Source organism: Pseudomonas sp. Marseille-Q5299 (genome assembly GCF_943737035.1).
In the GTDB taxonomy this organism is placed as follows: domain Bacteria; phylum Pseudomonadota; class Gammaproteobacteria; order Pseudomonadales; family Pseudomonadaceae; genus Aquipseudomonas; species Aquipseudomonas putida_E.
Genome location: NZ_CALSFR010000002.1, coordinates 610979 through 625234, shown reverse-complemented (window position 1 = coordinate 625234; position 14256 = coordinate 610979). Strand labels below are relative to the sequence as shown.

15 protein-coding genes are annotated in these 14256 nt (G+C 63.1%); 6 read left to right on the top strand and 9 right to left on the bottom strand.

Annotated features, from left to right (window positions below; all coding sequences use genetic code 11):
- Positions 1-72: 72 nt before the first annotated feature.
- A complete protein-coding gene (locus tag NGJ21_RS07305) occupies positions 73-942 on the top strand; it encodes an oxaloacetate decarboxylase (RefSeq protein ID WP_046784922.1) in 870 nt (289 codons plus the stop codon).
- Between the two features lie 20 nt (positions 943-962).
- Here the strand turns inward: NGJ21_RS07305 and NGJ21_RS07300 are convergent, their stop codons facing one another.
- Both NGJ21_RS07300 and NGJ21_RS07295 read right to left on the bottom strand, forming a co-directional pair.
- Complete coding sequence (locus NGJ21_RS07300) at positions 963-1103, bottom strand: hypothetical protein (RefSeq protein ID WP_168216568.1); 141 nt, start codon at positions 1101-1103, stop codon at positions 963-965.
- A 126-nt stretch (positions 1104-1229) separates the two neighbouring features.
- Positions 1230-2138 carry a LysR family transcriptional regulator gene (locus NGJ21_RS07295; RefSeq protein ID WP_115273676.1) on the bottom strand — a complete coding sequence of 303 codons (909 nt, stop codon included), beginning with the start codon at positions 2136-2138 and terminating at the stop codon, positions 1230-1232.
- A 104-nt stretch (positions 2139-2242) separates the two neighbouring features.
- Here NGJ21_RS07295 and NGJ21_RS07290 point away from each other — a divergent pair, with 104 nt between their 5' ends.
- Positions 2243-3118, top strand: coding sequence for an MBL fold metallo-hydrolase (locus tag NGJ21_RS07290; RefSeq protein WP_115273677.1), 876 nt, complete (start codon positions 2243-2245; stop codon positions 3116-3118).
- A 27-nt stretch (positions 3119-3145) separates the two neighbouring features.
- The gene (locus tag NGJ21_RS07285) at positions 3146-3760 is read left to right on the top strand and encodes an NAD(P)-dependent oxidoreductase (protein WP_115273678.1); all 615 of its coding nucleotides are present in this window, start codon (positions 3146-3148) and stop codon (positions 3758-3760) included.
- Here the strand turns inward: NGJ21_RS07285 and NGJ21_RS07280 are convergent.
- The gene (locus NGJ21_RS07280; protein WP_119688340.1) at positions 3754-4632 is read right to left on the bottom strand and encodes a LysR substrate-binding domain-containing protein; all 879 of its coding nucleotides are present in this window, start codon (positions 4630-4632) and stop codon (positions 3754-3756) included. The two genes, NGJ21_RS07285 and NGJ21_RS07280, sit on opposite strands and share 7 nt — an antisense overlap.
- Before the next feature lie 113 nt (positions 4633-4745).
- On the opposite strand from NGJ21_RS07280, the gene NGJ21_RS07275 reads away from it, so the two are divergent.
- Positions 4746-6383 carry a 5-guanidino-2-oxopentanoate decarboxylase gene (locus NGJ21_RS07275; RefSeq protein WP_125924253.1) on the top strand — a complete coding sequence of 546 codons (1638 nt, stop codon included), beginning with the start codon at positions 4746-4748 and terminating at the stop codon, positions 6381-6383.
- A 12-nt stretch (positions 6384-6395) separates the two neighbouring features.
- On the opposite strand, the gene NGJ21_RS07270 is transcribed toward NGJ21_RS07275, so the two are convergent.
- The gene (locus NGJ21_RS07270) at positions 6396-7316 is read right to left on the bottom strand and encodes an AraC family transcriptional regulator (RefSeq protein ID WP_039604874.1); all 921 of its coding nucleotides are present in this window, start codon (positions 7314-7316) and stop codon (positions 6396-6398) included.
- 202 nt (positions 7317-7518) lie between these two features.
- On the opposite strand from NGJ21_RS07270, the gene NGJ21_RS07265 reads away from it, so the two are divergent.
- Together NGJ21_RS07265 and NGJ21_RS07260 are read left to right on the top strand one after the other, a co-directional pair.
- Positions 7519-7812: a putative quinol monooxygenase gene (locus tag NGJ21_RS07265; RefSeq protein ID WP_012312958.1), complete on the top strand. Its 294-nt coding sequence runs from the start codon at positions 7519-7521 to the stop codon at positions 7810-7812.
- A 56-nt stretch (positions 7813-7868) separates the two neighbouring features.
- Positions 7869-8102: a hypothetical protein gene (locus NGJ21_RS07260; RefSeq protein WP_115275480.1), complete on the top strand. Its 234-nt coding sequence runs from the start codon at positions 7869-7871 to the stop codon at positions 8100-8102.
- Here the strand turns inward: NGJ21_RS07260 and NGJ21_RS07255 are convergent, their stop codons facing one another.
- The 5 genes from NGJ21_RS07255 to NGJ21_RS07235 all read right to left on the bottom strand — a co-directional run bounded on the left by NGJ21_RS07255 (position 8103) and on the right by NGJ21_RS07235 (position 14183).
- Positions 8103-8708, bottom strand: a complete 606-nt coding sequence (locus NGJ21_RS07255; RefSeq protein WP_125924252.1) for a flavin reductase family protein — start codon at positions 8706-8708, stop codon at positions 8103-8105.
- A 116-nt stretch (positions 8709-8824) separates the two neighbouring features.
- Positions 8825-9112: a hypothetical protein gene (locus NGJ21_RS07250; protein WP_115273681.1), complete on the bottom strand. Its 288-nt coding sequence runs from the start codon at positions 9110-9112 to the stop codon at positions 8825-8827.
- 388 nt (positions 9113-9500) lie between these two features.
- A complete protein-coding gene (locus tag NGJ21_RS07245) occupies positions 9501-10820 on the bottom strand; it encodes an MFS transporter (protein WP_046784965.1) in 1320 nt (439 codons plus the stop codon).
- 277 nt (positions 10821-11097) lie between these two features.
- Positions 11098-12432: a two-component system response regulator MifR gene (gene mifR / locus NGJ21_RS07240; protein ID WP_046784929.1), complete on the bottom strand. Its 1335-nt coding sequence runs from the start codon at positions 12430-12432 to the stop codon at positions 11098-11100.
- The gene (locus NGJ21_RS07235; RefSeq protein WP_251961974.1) at positions 12426-14183 is read right to left on the bottom strand and encodes an ATP-binding protein; all 1758 of its coding nucleotides are present in this window, start codon (positions 14181-14183) and stop codon (positions 12426-12428) included. Before NGJ21_RS07235 ends, mifR begins: the two co-directional genes overlap by 7 nt.
- Positions 14184-14256 lie beyond the last annotated feature (73 nt).

Here is a 14256-nt window from a genome sequence, read left to right as displayed (position 1 = left end):
TGGAACAGGTCAGGTAGACCCGATTCAGGGGTCGGTAGCAACCGTTCAATTTCACGTATAAGCGGAGTGATCATGCCCAAGGCTTCCCATCAAGATCTGCGTTTTGCCTTCCGCGAGCTGCTCGCTTCAGGTTCCTGCTATCACACGGCCTCCGTGTTCGACCCGATGTCGGCGCGTATTGCCGCTGACCTGGGCTTCGAAGTCGGCATTCTCGGCGGGTCGGTCGCCTCGCTGCAGGTGCTGGCCGCACCAGACTTCGCCCTTATCACACTGAGTGAGTTCGTCGAGCAGGCTACCCGCATCGGCCGTGTGGCCCAGCTGCCGGTGCTCGCCGATGCCGACCACGGTTATGGCAATGCGCTGAACGTCATGCGCACGGTCATCGAACTGGAACGCGCCGGTGTGGCTGCGCTCACTATCGAAGACACGCTGCTGCCGGCCCAGTTCGGGCGCAAGTCCACCGACCTGATCCCGGTCGAAGAGGGCGTTGGCAAGATCCGTGCGGCGCTGGAGGCCCGGGTCGACTCGTCGCTCTCGATCATCGCCCGCACTAACGCCGGCGTGCTCAGCACCGAAGAAATCATCGTGCGCACCCAGAGCTACCAGAAGGCCGGTGCCGATGCTATCTGCATGGTGGGTGTCAAAGACTTCGAGCAACTGGAGCAGATCGCCGAGCACCTCAGCGTGCCGCTGATGCTGGTGACCTATGCCAACCCGAACCTGCGCGACGATGAGCGCCTGGCACGCCTTGGCGTACGGATCGTGGTCGATGGCCATGCCGCCTACTTTGCCGCGATCAAGGCCACTTATGACTGCCTGCGCCTGCAGCGCGGCCAGCAGAACAAGTCGGAAAACCTCACGGCCACCGAGCTGTCGCACACCTACACCCAGCCTGAGGACTATATCCGCTGGGCCAAGGAATACATGAGCGTCGACGAGTGATCGGCATTGCGCCGTTCGGCTCAGCGGACGGCGCTCAAGGTGGCGGTGTGCGGCACGCAGTGCGCCTGCTCGCAACTGGCTGCCGCGTTGGGCTGGCTGCGTAGCAGCTCGGCGCGCCAGCAGGCGGAGCCGTAAAGCCCGACGGCTGCAGTCATTGCCATGACAAGGGCGACTCTTCTTGATTTGATGCCCATGGTGCTCACCTCCTGTTGCAAAAACAGGTGATACCTCAAGCATAGGTCAATCACAGGTGGACGCTTGACGCAACAGCCCGGTTGCGCGGCAGTTCACAACAAATCTTTATCCCACTCCGGTTCGTCCCTGAACCGCTGCGCCAGAAAATCCAGCATGCTGCGCAAGGTCGCCGGCATATGCTTGCGTGATGTGTACACCGCATTCAGGTTCAGCTCCTGCGGGCGTGCATCAGGCAGCAGGCGCACCAGTTCGCCTGTACGCAGGGCCGCGGCAGCCTGGTAAGTCGGCAGCATGGCGACCCCCGCACCGGCCAGTGCCGCCTTCTGCAGGGTCATGGCCTCGTTGGCACTGATATTACCTTCGACCGGGACAGTGATCGGCTGGCCGCCCACTTCGAAATGCCAGACGCTGTGGCCGAAGTAGGCATGAGTAAGGCAATTGTGCTGGCTCAGTTCCTCGACCCGTTGCGGGGTGCCATGCTCATGCAAGTAGGCGGGTGCCGCGCAGACGACTGAGCGGCATACAGTGAGGCGCCGGGCGATGAGGTTCGGGTCCAGGTCGTTGCTGGTGCGGATGGCCAGGTCGATGCGCTCGTCCACCAGGTTGACCGTGCGATCAAGCATCTGCAGCTCGACTCTCACCCCAGGGTAGCGGCGCACATACGCGGCTACCGCATCCACCAGTTGTGCCTGGCCGAATGAGGTACTGACGCTGATGCGCAGGGCGCCACGGGGCGCATCCGCCGGTTGCTGCACGGCGGCCTGCAGGTCGCCGGCCAGTTCCAGCAGATGCCGGCAGCGGGGCAGGGTCTCCAGGCCAGCGGCGGTCAGGCTCAATTTGCGCGTGGTGCGCTGCATCAAGCGCGCGCCAACCCAGTCCTCCAGCTCGGCGAGGTAGCGCGAGACCACCGGGCGGGACAGCTGCAGTTGATCGGCCGCCGCCGACTGGCTGCCCAGGTCGACGACGGTGACAAAAACGCGCATCGCGTTCAGACGGTCCATGATTTGCCCGATTTCAGAAACAAACTATGTTCGAGCATCGCATTTTTTGTCATGGATCGGGCAACTAAGCTGTTGATCATTCTTCTCGCGGACGGTCACAGAGCATGTCGATATTCACTCCCTTGCGCAGCCTGGTGCTGGCATGTGTCGCCTTGGCTGGCCAGGCCCAGGCTGCCGAGCCGTTGCAACTGGACATTTACAACCCAGGCCATGAGGCCATCTTCCCGGTCAGCTCGGTAATCGTCAGTGGCGAAAAGGACGCCATCCTGGTCGACGCCCAGTTCGGCAAGGCCCAGGCCGAACAGCTGGCGCAACGCCTGCGTGCTGGCGGCAAACACCTGACGACCATCTACATCAGCCATGGCGACCCGGACTACTACTTCGGCCTCGACACCCTGACCCAGGCCTTCCCTGAGGCCAGCGTGGTTGCTTCGGCCGACACCGTTGCCCATATCCGCCAGACCATGGATGCCAAGCTGGCTTACTGGGGCCCGCAGATGGGCTCCGACAAACCGGCGCGGCTGGTGGTGCCACAGGTGCTCGATGGCAATCGCCTGATGCTGGAGGGGCAGCCGCTCGAAGTCATGGGGCTGGATGGCCCGCAACCTGAGCGCAGTTTTGTCTGGATTCCGTCGATCAAGGCGGTGGTGGGTGGGGTGGTGGTCTCCGAAAACATCCATGTGTGGATGGCCGATACCCAGTCAGCCAAGTCGCATGCGGATTGGCTTGGCACGCTCAAGCACATCGAGCAGCTGGCACCGCGTACTGTCGTGGCCGGCCACTACTTGGGGCAGAGCGATCATTCGCTCGATGCCGTGCATTTCACGGCGAGCTACATCCAGGCGTTCGATGTTGAAGCGGCCAAGGCCAAAGACGCCGATGGGCTGATCGGCGCAATGAAGAAGCGTTACCCGGGCCTGGCCGACGAGAGCTCGTTGGAGCTCGGTGCCAAGGTCGCCAAGGGCGAGATGAAGTGGTAATTCCATTCAACTGAAGGAGTGTTCCTCATGAGCAAGATCGCAATCATCGGTGCTACTGGCCGCGCTGGCAGCCAACTGCTGGAAGAGGCGTTGCGCCGCGGGCACAGTGTGCTCGCCATTGCCCGCGACCCTTCGACACTGCAGGGGCGCGCGGGCGTGACCGTGCAGGCGCTCGACGTCAAGGACAGCGCGGCGCTGCACAAGGCGCTGGCGGGTGTGGATGCGGTGCTGAGCGCTGCGCGTTTTTCGACCATCGAGCCGCATGCGATCATCGAGCCGGTCAAGCGTGCGGGCGTCAAACGCCTGTTGGTGGTCGGGGGCGCCGGCAGCCTGCTGTTGCCTTCCGGGCATCGGGTCATCGACAGCCCGGACTTTCCCGAGGCTTACAAGGCCGAGGCCAGCGCCGGTGTACGCTTTCTTGAGGTGCTGCGCCAGGAACAGAACCTGGACTGGACCTTCCTGTCGCCGTCGGCTGAGTTCGTCGAAGGGGAGCGGACAGGGCATTACACCTTGGGCAAGGACCACCTGCTGATCGGCGCCGATGGCAAGAGCTGGATTACCTTTGCCGACTACGCCATTGCCATGCTCGATGAACTGGAGAAACCGGCGCATTCGCGGCAGCGTTTTACCGTCGGTTACTGAGCCTCGGCACGGCCCTCCAGCCAGTCCATCAGCTCGGCCAACCCTGCTGGCAAGCTTTTGGACTGGCAGGCCAGGTAATAGGCTTTGCCGGTGGTCACCTTCAACCCGAAGGGCATGCACAAACGCCCGCCGCGCAGGTCATCGCCAATCAATGCCCAATCGCCAATGGCAACCCCAGTGCCCTGGGATGCCATGGCCATGGCCATGTCCAGCGTCTCGAAGTGCTGCTTCGGCCCGTGCAGGTCGAGTGACGCACCGGCCGCTTGCAGCCACAGGCGCCAGTCATGCTCATCCCGCGATGGGTGCAGCAGCATATGGCGCGCCAGGTCCTCGACCTGCTTCAGTGGCAAAGGCCCAGCCAGTAACGATGGCGCGCAGACGGGCGTGAGTTGCTCATCGAACAGCTTGCGCACCCGCAGCCCATGATTGGGCAAGCTGCCATAGACCACCGCCGCATCGAACCCTTCGCGCCGAAAATCCACGCCATGTTGCACCGTGGTGGTCAGCTCTACCGGCACATCCGGGCGCAGTGCCTGCCATTCCATCAGGCGCGGCAACAGCCAGCGCATCACGCAGGTCGGCGCCTTGAGCTGCAAGGTCGTGCTGCGCCCGCCCACCTCGCGCACACCCTGTTCGATCAAGGCGAACACCTGTTGCACGCGCGGCAGCCAGTCCTGGCCTTCACGCGTCAGGCTCAGGCCGCGGGCCTGGCGTTGGAACAGGGCATACCCCAGGTGCTCTTCGAGCCCGGCGATCTGCCGGCTGACGGCGCCCTGGGTGATATGCAACTGCTGTGCGGCACGGGTGAAGTTGCAGTGCTGAGCGGTGATCAGGAAGGTGTGCAGAGCGGAAAGCGGTGGAAGGCGTTTCATCGCGCAAGCCATGATTACAGGACATGGCTAGTATGTGTTTTTTTGCCTTGTGGCGATAGCTGTGCGTTGGGTCCAATGAGCGCAGATTCCAACAAGATCCAAGGTGAAACGCGATGGCTACCTGCGGCGAAGTACTGGTCAAACTCCTCGAAGGCTATGGCGTAGACCATGTCTTCGGCATCCCCGGCGTACATACAGTGGAGCTCTACCGAGGGTTGGCGGGCTCGTCCATCCGCCATATCACACCGCGTCATGAGCAAGGCGCCGGGTTCATGGCTGACGGCTATGCGCGTACGCGTGGCAAGCCGGGTGTATGTTTCATCATCACCGGCCCTGGGATGACCAACATCACCACCGCGATGGGCCAGGCCTACGCCGATTCGATCCCGATGCTGGTGATTTCCAGCGTGCAATCGCGCAGCCAGCTGGGTGGTGGCCGTGGCAAGCTGCACGAGCTGCCCAACCAAAGCGCCCTGGTGGCTGGGGTGGCCGCCTTCTCGCAAACCTTGATGAGCGCTGATGACTTGCCACAGGTACTGGCGCGCGCGTTTGCCGTGTTCGATGGCGCCCGGCCGCGTCCGGTGCATATCGAGATTCCGCTGGACGTGCTGGTCGAGCCTGCTGACCATCTGCTACCGGGCCGCCCTGTACGCAGTAGCCGCGCGGGCGCCGCGCCGCAGGCTGTGGCACTGATGGCCGAACGCCTGGCCAAGGCGCGCAAGCCTTTGATCCTGGCAGGCGGCGGTGCTTTGGCTGCTGGCCCTGCGCTTGCGCGCATGGCCGAGTACCTGCAGGCCCCTGTGGCTCTGACCATCAATGCAAAGGGCCTGCTGCCCTCTGACCATCCGTTGCAGATCGGGTCGACCCAGTCGCTGGTCGCCACCCGCGCGCTGGTGGCTGAGGCTGATGTAGTGCTGGCGATTGGTACCGAACTGGCTGAAACCGACTACGACGTGACGTTCAAGGGCGGCTTTGAAATCCCCGGCGCACTGCTGCGCATCGACATCGATCCGGACCAGACCGTGCGCAATTACCTGCCGGAGCTGGCGCTGGTCGCCGATGCCGAGCTGGCAGCACAGGCATTGCTCGATGCCTTGCACGACCTGCCCCAGCCTGCCCGCGATGGCACGTGGGGGGCGGCACGCGCGCAGCGCCTGCGCACGTCACTGAACGCTACCTGGGACCAGCCAACCCTGAGCCAGACCCGCCTGCTGACCAGCATTCTGGAACGCTTGCCCAACGCCATCCTGGTGGGCGATTCGACTCAACCTGTGTACACCGGCAACCTGACCCTGGATATGGATCAGCCACGCCGCTGGTTCAATGCCTCGACCGGTTACGGCACCTTGGGTTATGCACTGCCGGCGGCGATGGGGGCGTGGCTGGGCAGCGCCGAGCAACCGGCCACGCGTGCCCCGGCAGTGTGCCTGATCGGGGACGGTGGGCTGCAGTTCACCCTGCCGGAGCTGGCCAGTGCGGTGGAGGCGCAGGTGCCGTTGATCGTGCTGCTGTGGAATAACCAGGGCTATGAAGAGATCAAGAAATACATGGTCAATCGTGCCATCGAGCCGGTAGGGGTCGATATCCATACCCCGGATTTCATCGGCGTGGCACGTGCGTTGGGGGCTGAAGCGGAACAGGTTGGCGATGTGCAGCAGTTGCAGGCGGCCCTGGGGCGGGCGGTGGAGCGTAAGGGGCCGACGTTGATCCAGGTCGATCAGAACCAGTGGCAGGCGGTGGTAGAAGGCTGATTGTGCACTCTATTACCCGGCACTGGCCCGCAAGCGCGCCACATCCCGGATCGGCGGCGCGCCATACAGCCGGCTGTACTCGCGGCTGAACTGTGATGGGCTTTCATAACCCACCCGATAACCCGCCACCGCTGCCTCGAGGCCATCGTTGAGCATTAGCCGGCGGGCCTCCTGCAGGCGCAACTGCTTCTGGTACTGCAAGGGGCTCATGGAGGTCACGGCTTTGAACCTGTGGTGCAAGGTTGACGTGCTGAGGTTGACCTCCCGAGCCAGGTCCTCGATGCGCAGCGGTTGCTGGTAATTCTGATTGAGCCAGGTGATGGCTTGGCACACCCGGTGCGTCTGGCTGTTGGCCAGGGCAATTTCATACAGGCGGTAACCCTGAGGGCCGCGCAACAGGCGATAGAGGATTTCCCGCCGGATCAGCGGCGCCAGCATGGCAATGTCCCGCGGGGCGTCCAGCAGGCGAATCAGGCGCAGCAGTGCGTCGAGCAGTTGCGGATCTGTCCTTTCCACATAGAGGCCGCGACCTGAGGGCAGATTGGGCACCAGCATCGGCCCGCTTTCGGCAATCAACTGGCTGATCTCGGCCGGGTCAAGGTCCAGACGCAGGCCCAGGCTGGGGTTTTCCGGGCTGGCATCGAGCTTGGCACCGCTGAGCGGCAGGGTCACCGACACCACCATGTAATGCAGCGGGTCGTAGGCATACTGCTCGTCGCCCAGAAACAGGCTTTTGCTGCCTTGGGCGAGGACGCACAGGGCAGGCTGGGCCAGGGTTGGCACCGAGCGCACGTTCTCGGTGTAGCGCACCAGGTACAGATCATCGATGGCCGACGCGGGGCCGTGGGCTTCGCCGGCATGGCGCCCGATCAGCTCGGCCAGTTCCTGGCGCTGCACTTCCAGGGTCGGATCAATGGACGGGGCGGTGGTCATGATGGCTTTCCTCTGCTGACCGACGCAGCATAGGTTTGGGCAATGGCGGGCGCTAGTCCAAAGCTGCACGTCGATTGCCTGATCCTGCCGTGCGGCAGGATCAGGCAATCGACGTGCAGTAATGGCCTAACGCGCCGCGCGAGCGCGCCACTAACCTTGGCAGCCTGGTTTTCCCGTCCGTCTGCTCCAAGGAGATCGTGCAATGGCCCTTCTACAACCGGTCACCCATTTGGCTTTCATCCGTGCCAGCAGCGGTCGTTCGGCGGAGCTCGGCGCGCGCCTGCGGGACCTGCTTGAGCCTTCGCTGAGCGCGCCTGGCTGCCTGAGCTTTACCGTACAGCGTTCGCAGGCCGATGCCGATCTTTGGCTGCTCAGTGGGAGCTGGCGTGACCAACAGGCGATGACAGGTTATTTCGAGTCGCCGACCTTGCAGGTGTTTGGCGAACTGGTGCAGGCCCAGGTGGTCAGCAGCCTGGATCTGCATACCTTCGGTTGAATGCCATGCCGCGCAGGGTAAAATGCCGCCCCTCGATCAACGACGCGGATTGCAACATGGCACGTAAAGAATTCCCGCATTTCGAAGCGGTTTCGGCGATGGTCCCGGTGGAAGGCGGCGGCTACAACGCCGCTATCGCGGTCAAGGCGCTGGGCATGGGCGGTGCGCCGCGCTTTCACAAGGTGCTCGATGGCCAGGTGTTCAAGAGCGCCATGGCGGCCGATGAGGCCGCCTGCGCCGAACTCGAACGCCTCAAGGGCGTTGGTGAAGAAGGCGAGTTGGTCTGGTGATCAGGCCTGCGGCCTTCTCATCTTGAACAGGTTGCCCAGCTCGAAGTAGTCCGCCGGGCCACCGCCTCGCAAGATCGGCTCGGCGGCCGCGGTATCGTAGATACCGTCCTTGAGCAGGTGCTCAGCGATATGCACCGCCACCACCTCGCCGAGGATCAGCCAGCTCGGCACATGTTCCTGGTCGGCCCGCTTGAGCTGGACGATCTGGCTCACCTTGCATTCGAAAGCCACCGGGGTTTCGCCCACGCGGGGCACCTTCACCAGGCTCGACGGGGTTGCCGTCAACCCGCTCAAGTCGAACTCGTTCACCTCTGCCGGTACGGCTGCGCAGCTCTGGTTCATGGCTTCGGCCAGCGGGCGGGTGGCCAGGTTCCAGACGAACTCACCGGTCTGCTCGATATTGTTCAGGCTGTCTTTGCGCCCGACGCTGCAGAAACCGATGATCGGTGGGATGTAGTTGAAGGCGTTGAAGAAACTGTAGGGGGCGAGGTTCAAACGGCCTTCGCGGTCCTGGGATGAGATCCAGCCGATCGGGCGTGGGCCTACGATGGCATTGAACGGGTCGTGGGGCAGGCCGTGGCCTTTGGCGGGTTCGTAGTAGTACATCTGTCGGGCCTGTGGCCCTACCTCCAGAGGGGACGAGGCGCCTAGTGTGCCAAGCTTGTGCCCGCCTGGAAATGATCAAGCCCGACCGAGGCCGGGCTGGTTGCACGCATCAGGGATCAGCTGATGCGGTGGGCGTTGGTGCGGTCGAAGCCGTCTTCGGCGAAGCGTTGTGCGCCAGTGCGGTCGAAACCGTCTTCGGCGAAGCGTTGTGCGCCAGTGCGGTCGAAGCCGTCTTCGGCGAAGCGTTGTGCACCAGTGCGGTCGAAACCGTCTTCAGCGTAAGTGGCCGCTTGGCTCTGGGCCGCTGCGAAGCTGTGGGCGTTGGTGCGCTCGAAGCCATCTTCGGCGAAGGCGCCAGTGGCGAAAACCGAGAGGGCCAGGGTGAGGATCAGTTTGTTTTTCATGGTCGTTGCTCCGTTGGGTTCAAGAGGTTGTTTGTTTCTATGGGTCCAATGCTACGCCGATTAATTTGATTAAAAAGCGCAAAAATTGGCGTTAAATAATCGAATTATCAGATCATTTTGGGCGCACCGATTGTCACTTCGCACTGGGTACGGCCCGGCAACGCCAGGGATGCGTTGCGCAGTGCAATTGGGCTCTCCAGCCTACGCAGGATGCAGCAGCGGTATTAATTCGGGGTTAAGGCGGGGATTTGGTGGGCTGTCGGGTGAGTGTCAAGGGCGCCAGAACCCTCAAACCATGCAACCAGCGACATCACAAAGGCTTTGCGAGCAACCAAAAAAAGGGGCGCCCAGTTACTGGGGCGCCCCTTTTCAAACCGCAGGGTCACTGTCAGTCAGTCGTAATCCGCGAATGCTGCTTGGTGTCCTTCATGGTCGCGTACACCAACAGCGAACAAGCGATGCACGCCGTGACGTACCAGTAGAAACCGCTCTCCATCCCGGCGCTCTTGAACCACAGGGCTACGTATTCTGCGGTGCCGCCGAAGATCGAGACGGTCAGGGCGTAAGGCAGGCCAACACCCAGGGCGCGGATCTCGGTCGGGAACAGTTCGGCTTTGACCACGGCATTGATCGAGGTGTAACCGCTGACGATGATCAACGCAGCCATGATCAGGAAGAACGCGCCCCACCAGGACTCAATGGTGTGCAGAGTGCTGAGGATCGGTACGGTGAACAGGGTGCCCAGTACGCCGAAGGCGATCAGGATCGGGCGACGGCCGATCTTGTCCGAGAGGCCGCCGATGATCGGCTGCAGGCACATGAACAGGAACAGTGTGGCCGCCGAAATGGTGGTCGAGTCACTGATGCTCATGCCAACGGTGTTGACCAGGTATTTCTGCATGTAGGTGGTGTAGGTGTAGAAGGCCAAAGTACCGCCCATGGTCAGGCCGACCACGGTCATCAGTTCCTTGGGGTGGCGCATCAGGGTGCGCATCAGGCTTTCCTTGGCCTTTTCCTTCTTGGTGAATGAGGCGGTTTCTTCCATGCCGCGGCGCAGGTACAGCGCGACCACCGCGCAGAGCGCGCCAATCACGAACGGTACGCGCCAGCCCCAGGCATACAGTTGCTCGGTGGTCAGCGTCTGCTGCAGAACGATCAGCACCGCCAGGGCGATGAGCTGACCGGAGATCAGGGTCACGTACTGGAAGCTGGAGAAGAAACCACGGCGCTCCTTGCTGGCCATTTCGCTGAGGTAGGTGGCCGAGGTGCCGTATTCACCCCCTACCGACAGGCCTTGCAGCAGGCGGGCGATGACCAGCAGGACCGGGGCGGCGACGCCGATGGTTTCGTAACCCGGGGTCAGGGCGATGACCAGAGAGCCGGCGCACATGAGCAGAACCGAGGCCATCAGCGCGGCCTTGCGCCCCTTGCGGTCGGCGTACAGGCCCATCAGCCAGCCACCGATCGGGCGCATGAGGAAGCCCACGGCGAAAATCGCGGCGGTGTTGAGCAGTTGTGCGGTGGAATCGCCGGCCGGGAAGAAGGCCTTGGCGAAATACAGCGAGAATGCGGCGTAGACGTACCAGTCGTACCATTCGACCATGTTGCCGATGGAACCGCTGAAAATCGACTTGAGGCGGCTGGCGGTGGTTCTTTCTGCGGCGGGCGCGACGGCTGCCCCGGTTGGCAGGGAGGTGGCGTTATCCATCAGGGATACCTTCTCGTTGTTTTTGTGGAGCGCGCCGAAGCGCAGCTTGCCAGCGAGATTGCAGAAGGTGTGCCAAACGGGTGCGTGGTGATTCATTTGAGGGCGCGTGGCGCCGTTCACGGAGCTGCAGCTTGCATGGAAGCCGCGCTGCCGCTGGCCGGCCGCGGTTTGCATCGGCCTGCGCCTGCACGTGATGAACTGCAGGGCAGGCTTAGGAAAAAGAGTAAAAGTAAGCGGATTTTTGCTTATTGAGATTAACCAATAGGCGGATTTCCGCTCATTCCCGCACGACGAAATCCTCGCGTACCAGCCCATGGCGCTGCATTTTTTCGTTGAGGGTGCGCCTGGGCAGTTGCAAGTCTTGCATCACGCCCTTGATCTCACCCTTGTGCAAGCGCAACGCCACACGCAGACATTGCGCCTCGAACGCCTCCATCTGCTCTACCAGGGATTGGCCTGCAGGCAAGCTGTCAAGGCTCGGCGAACCCAAGCCCAGCGCGTGGCGTTCGGCGGCATTGGCCAGTTCCCGCACGTTGCCCGGCCAGTCATGTGACAGCAGCTGCGCCAGTTGCGTACCCGACAACGGCGGGGCTGAGCGGCCGAGCTTCTGGGCTGCAGCGTGGGCGAAGTGTTCGAACAGCAGCGGGATGTCCTCGCGCCGCTCGCGCAACGGTGCCAGGCGCAGTTCGGCGACATTCAGGCGATAGGCCAGGTCTTCGCGAAAACGCCCGGCGCGTGCCTCTTCGAGCAGGTCGGGCTTGGTTGCGGCGATAATTCGCAGGTCGACGCTGATGCTCTGATTGGCCCCCAGCCTTTCCAGCTTCTGCTCCTGGATCACCCGCAGCAGCTTGGCCTGCTGGGCCAATGGCATGCTCTCGATTTCATCGAGAAACACCGTGCCGCCGTTGGCATATTCGAGCTTGCCGATGCGCTTGCCTTGGGCGCCGGTAAAGGCACCGCTTTCGTGGCCGAACAGTTCGGCTTCGAACAGCGACTCAGGGATGGCTGCACAGTTGAGCGCCACGAAGGGCTTGCCTGCACGCGGGCCGAAGTCGTGCAGGCAGCGCGCCACGCGCTCCTTGCCACTCCCGGTTTCGCCGCGAATCAGCACATTGACCGGCAGGCTGGCCAGGTCCAGCACCTGCCGACGCAATTGCTGCAGGCCTTGGGACATACCCAGAAGCGTGGATTCCAGGCGCGACTTGAGGTCTGCCTGCTCATGCAGGCGGCGGTTCTCCAGCACCAGCTGGCGCTTCTCCAGCGCGCGGCGCAGGCTCCCGAGCAGGTGCTGTGGCGTGAAGGGTTTTTCCAGGAAATCGTAGGCGCCGTTGCGCATGGCCTCGACCGCCATCGGCACATCGCCATGCCCGGTCAGAAGAATGACCGGCAGGTCCGGATCATCGGCCTGCAGGCGCTCGAGCAGCTGCAAGCCGCCCATGCCCGGCATGCGCACGTCACTGATGACAACCCCTGGAAAATGACAGGGCAACTGAGCCAGGCAGTCCTCGGCGCGGGCGAACAACTGCACGTTGAAACCGGACAGGTTCAACCATTGCTCGACGGCGCTGCGAATACTGGCTTCATCATCGACAACGATCACTGAATTCAACATGCAGGCTCCAGGTCGCGGGGCAGGGTAAGGCTCAGGCGCGCACCGCCTGGCAGGTTTTCGGCCTGCAACTGGCCGCCGGCTTCATGGATGATGCCATAGGAAATCGCCAGGCCCAGGCCAAGCCCTTCACCCACCGGTTTGGTGGTGAAGAAGGGGTCAAACACCCTGGCCAGGTCGGTCTCGGCAATCCCGCCGCCAGAGTCGAGCACGCTCAATCGCCATTGATCGTGCTCGGGTTCGATGCGGATTTCCAGGCGTTTGTAACGTTTGTCGGCCATGGCGTCGAGGGCGTTGCGCAGCAGGTTGATCAACACTTGCTCCAGGCGGATCGCATCACCGCGCACCCATGCCGGGCGCGCCAGGTAGAGGGCCACTTCGACCTCGTCGCTGCGGATGCGTGTGTCCAGCAGGTGCAGGGCCTGATCGACAACGGTCGCCAGGTCCAGCCGCTCGCGCAGGCCGACCGGGCTGTTACGGGCGAAGGTTTTCAGGTGGCTGGTGAGCGCGGCCATGCGCGTGAGCATCTGCTCCAGCGGCTCCAGGGCCTGGCGTGCCTCGTCGTAGCGGCCGTGATCGAGCAGCAGGCGCAGGGTTTCCAGTTGCATGCGCTGGGTCGTCAGCGGCTGGTTGATCTCGTGGGCCATGGCGGCTGACATCTGCCCCAGTGCGGCCAGTTTGGCCGACTGCACCAGGCCCTCCTGGGCGGTACGCAGCTCGCGGGTGCGCTCTTCGACCTGGCGCTTGAGCTCTTCACGGCTGCGCCGGCGCAAGCGGGCCAGGCGCAGGCGCTGGCTGACGAACAGTGCAGCGAACACCAGGCTCAGCCACGCGGCAGCTGCGCCCAGGGCTGCATTACGGCCATCAGCGGCCAGTTGTGGTTTGCGCAACAGGTGCAAGGTCCAGTCTTCACTTTCCAGCGGCAAGCTTTCCCACAGGTACTCGGCAGGCCCATCAGGCCCCTGCACGCGGCTGAGGGTGCTGTTGCTGGCGAAGCGGGTCAGCACCTGATGCTGCAGCGGTACCAGCGGTTGCTTGTCGTACTGGCGGGTCTCGGCCAGCTCTGCCCGATCGGGCCCGCTGAGCGGTTGCAGCTCGCGGTAACGCCAGCCGTCCTGGTTGGCGATGAAGGTGATGCCGCGTGCATCGCTGACCAGCAGGATGTCGCTGCCCTGGCGCCACTCGCGTTCAAGTTCGGGAAACTCCAGTTTCACCACCATGGCCCCGAGAAAGCGCCCTTGTTCGTCGGTGACTGCACTGGACAGGAAATACCCCGGCACGCCGCTGGTCACGCCCACGGCATAGAAGCGGCCGCTGCCCTGGCTGCGGGTTTGCTTGAAATACGGACGAAAGCCGTAGTTGGAACCTACGTAGGTGGTGGGCAAGCGCCAGTTGCTGGCCGCCACGGCCAGCCCGGTGTGGTCGAGCAGCTCCAGGGTGGAGGAATTGGCTGCACCATTTATTCGTTCGAGCTTGCGGTTGAGTGCGTCCTGTACCTGCTCGCTGATCGGGCCGCGCAGTGCCTGGATCAGTTCCGGGTCCAGCGCCAGGACGGCGGGCAGGGCGCGATAGCGTTCGATCAGGGTATGCAGCGACGTGGCGTACAGCCCCAACTGTTGGCTGGCGCGGCGGGCGTCATCCTCCATGGCTTGACGCTTGGCCTGCTGCATGGCCCAGCCCGCACTGAGCGCGGTGCCGGCCAGGATCAGCAGGGTGATCAGCCCCAAACGCAGGGCGCGAAAGGAAAATGGCATGGGGCGGGTCCGGATGAAGGAGTTGTCAGTACCGTCCTATCGCCGTCAAACCGGCGACAGGACGGTAATGCTT

What these genes read in the sequence shown, in the direction of transcription:
- NGJ21_RS07290 (WP_115273677.1), top strand. Translation starts at nt 2,243, where the DNA reads ATGTCGATATTCACTCCCTTGCGCAGCCTGGTGCTGGCATGTGTCGCC.
- NGJ21_RS07250 (WP_115273681.1), bottom strand. Translation starts at nt 9,112, where the DNA reads ATGAAAAACAAACTGATCCTCACCCTGGCCCTCTCGGTTTTCGCCACT.
- NGJ21_RS07255 (WP_125924252.1), bottom strand. Translation starts at nt 8,708, where the DNA reads ATGTACTACTACGAACCCGCCAAAGGCCACGGCCTGCCCCACGACCCG.
- NGJ21_RS07245 (WP_046784965.1), bottom strand. Translation starts at nt 10,820, where the DNA reads ATGGATAACGCCACCTCCCTGCCAACCGGGGCAGCCGTCGCGCCCGCC.
- mifR (WP_046784929.1), bottom strand. Translation starts at nt 12,432, where the DNA reads ATGTTGAATTCAGTGATCGTTGTCGATGATGAAGCCAGTATTCGCAGC.
- NGJ21_RS07285 (WP_115273678.1), top strand. Translation starts at nt 3,146, where the DNA reads ATGAGCAAGATCGCAATCATCGGTGCTACTGGCCGCGCTGGCAGCCAA.
- NGJ21_RS07265 (WP_012312958.1), top strand. Translation starts at nt 7,519, where the DNA reads ATGGCCCTTCTACAACCGGTCACCCATTTGGCTTTCATCCGTGCCAGC.
- NGJ21_RS07305 (WP_046784922.1), top strand. Translation starts at nt 73, where the DNA reads ATGCCCAAGGCTTCCCATCAAGATCTGCGTTTTGCCTTCCGCGAGCTG.
- NGJ21_RS07260 (WP_115275480.1), top strand. Translation starts at nt 7,869, where the DNA reads ATGGCACGTAAAGAATTCCCGCATTTCGAAGCGGTTTCGGCGATGGTC.
- NGJ21_RS07300 (WP_168216568.1), bottom strand. Translation starts at nt 1,103, where the DNA reads ATGGCAATGACTGCAGCCGTCGGGCTTTACGGCTCCGCCTGCTGGCGC.
- NGJ21_RS07235 (WP_251961974.1), bottom strand. Translation starts at nt 14,183, where the DNA reads ATGCCATTTTCCTTTCGCGCCCTGCGTTTGGGGCTGATCACCCTGCTG.
- NGJ21_RS07280 (WP_119688340.1), bottom strand. Translation starts at nt 4,632, where the DNA reads ATGAAACGCCTTCCACCGCTTTCCGCTCTGCACACCTTCCTGATCACC.
- NGJ21_RS07275 (WP_125924253.1), top strand. Translation starts at nt 4,746, where the DNA reads ATGGCTACCTGCGGCGAAGTACTGGTCAAACTCCTCGAAGGCTATGGC.
- NGJ21_RS07295 (WP_115273676.1), bottom strand. Translation starts at nt 2,138, where the DNA reads ATGGACCGTCTGAACGCGATGCGCGTTTTTGTCACCGTCGTCGACCTG.
- NGJ21_RS07270 (WP_039604874.1), bottom strand. Translation starts at nt 7,316, where the DNA reads ATGACCACCGCCCCGTCCATTGATCCGACCCTGGAAGTGCAGCGCCAG.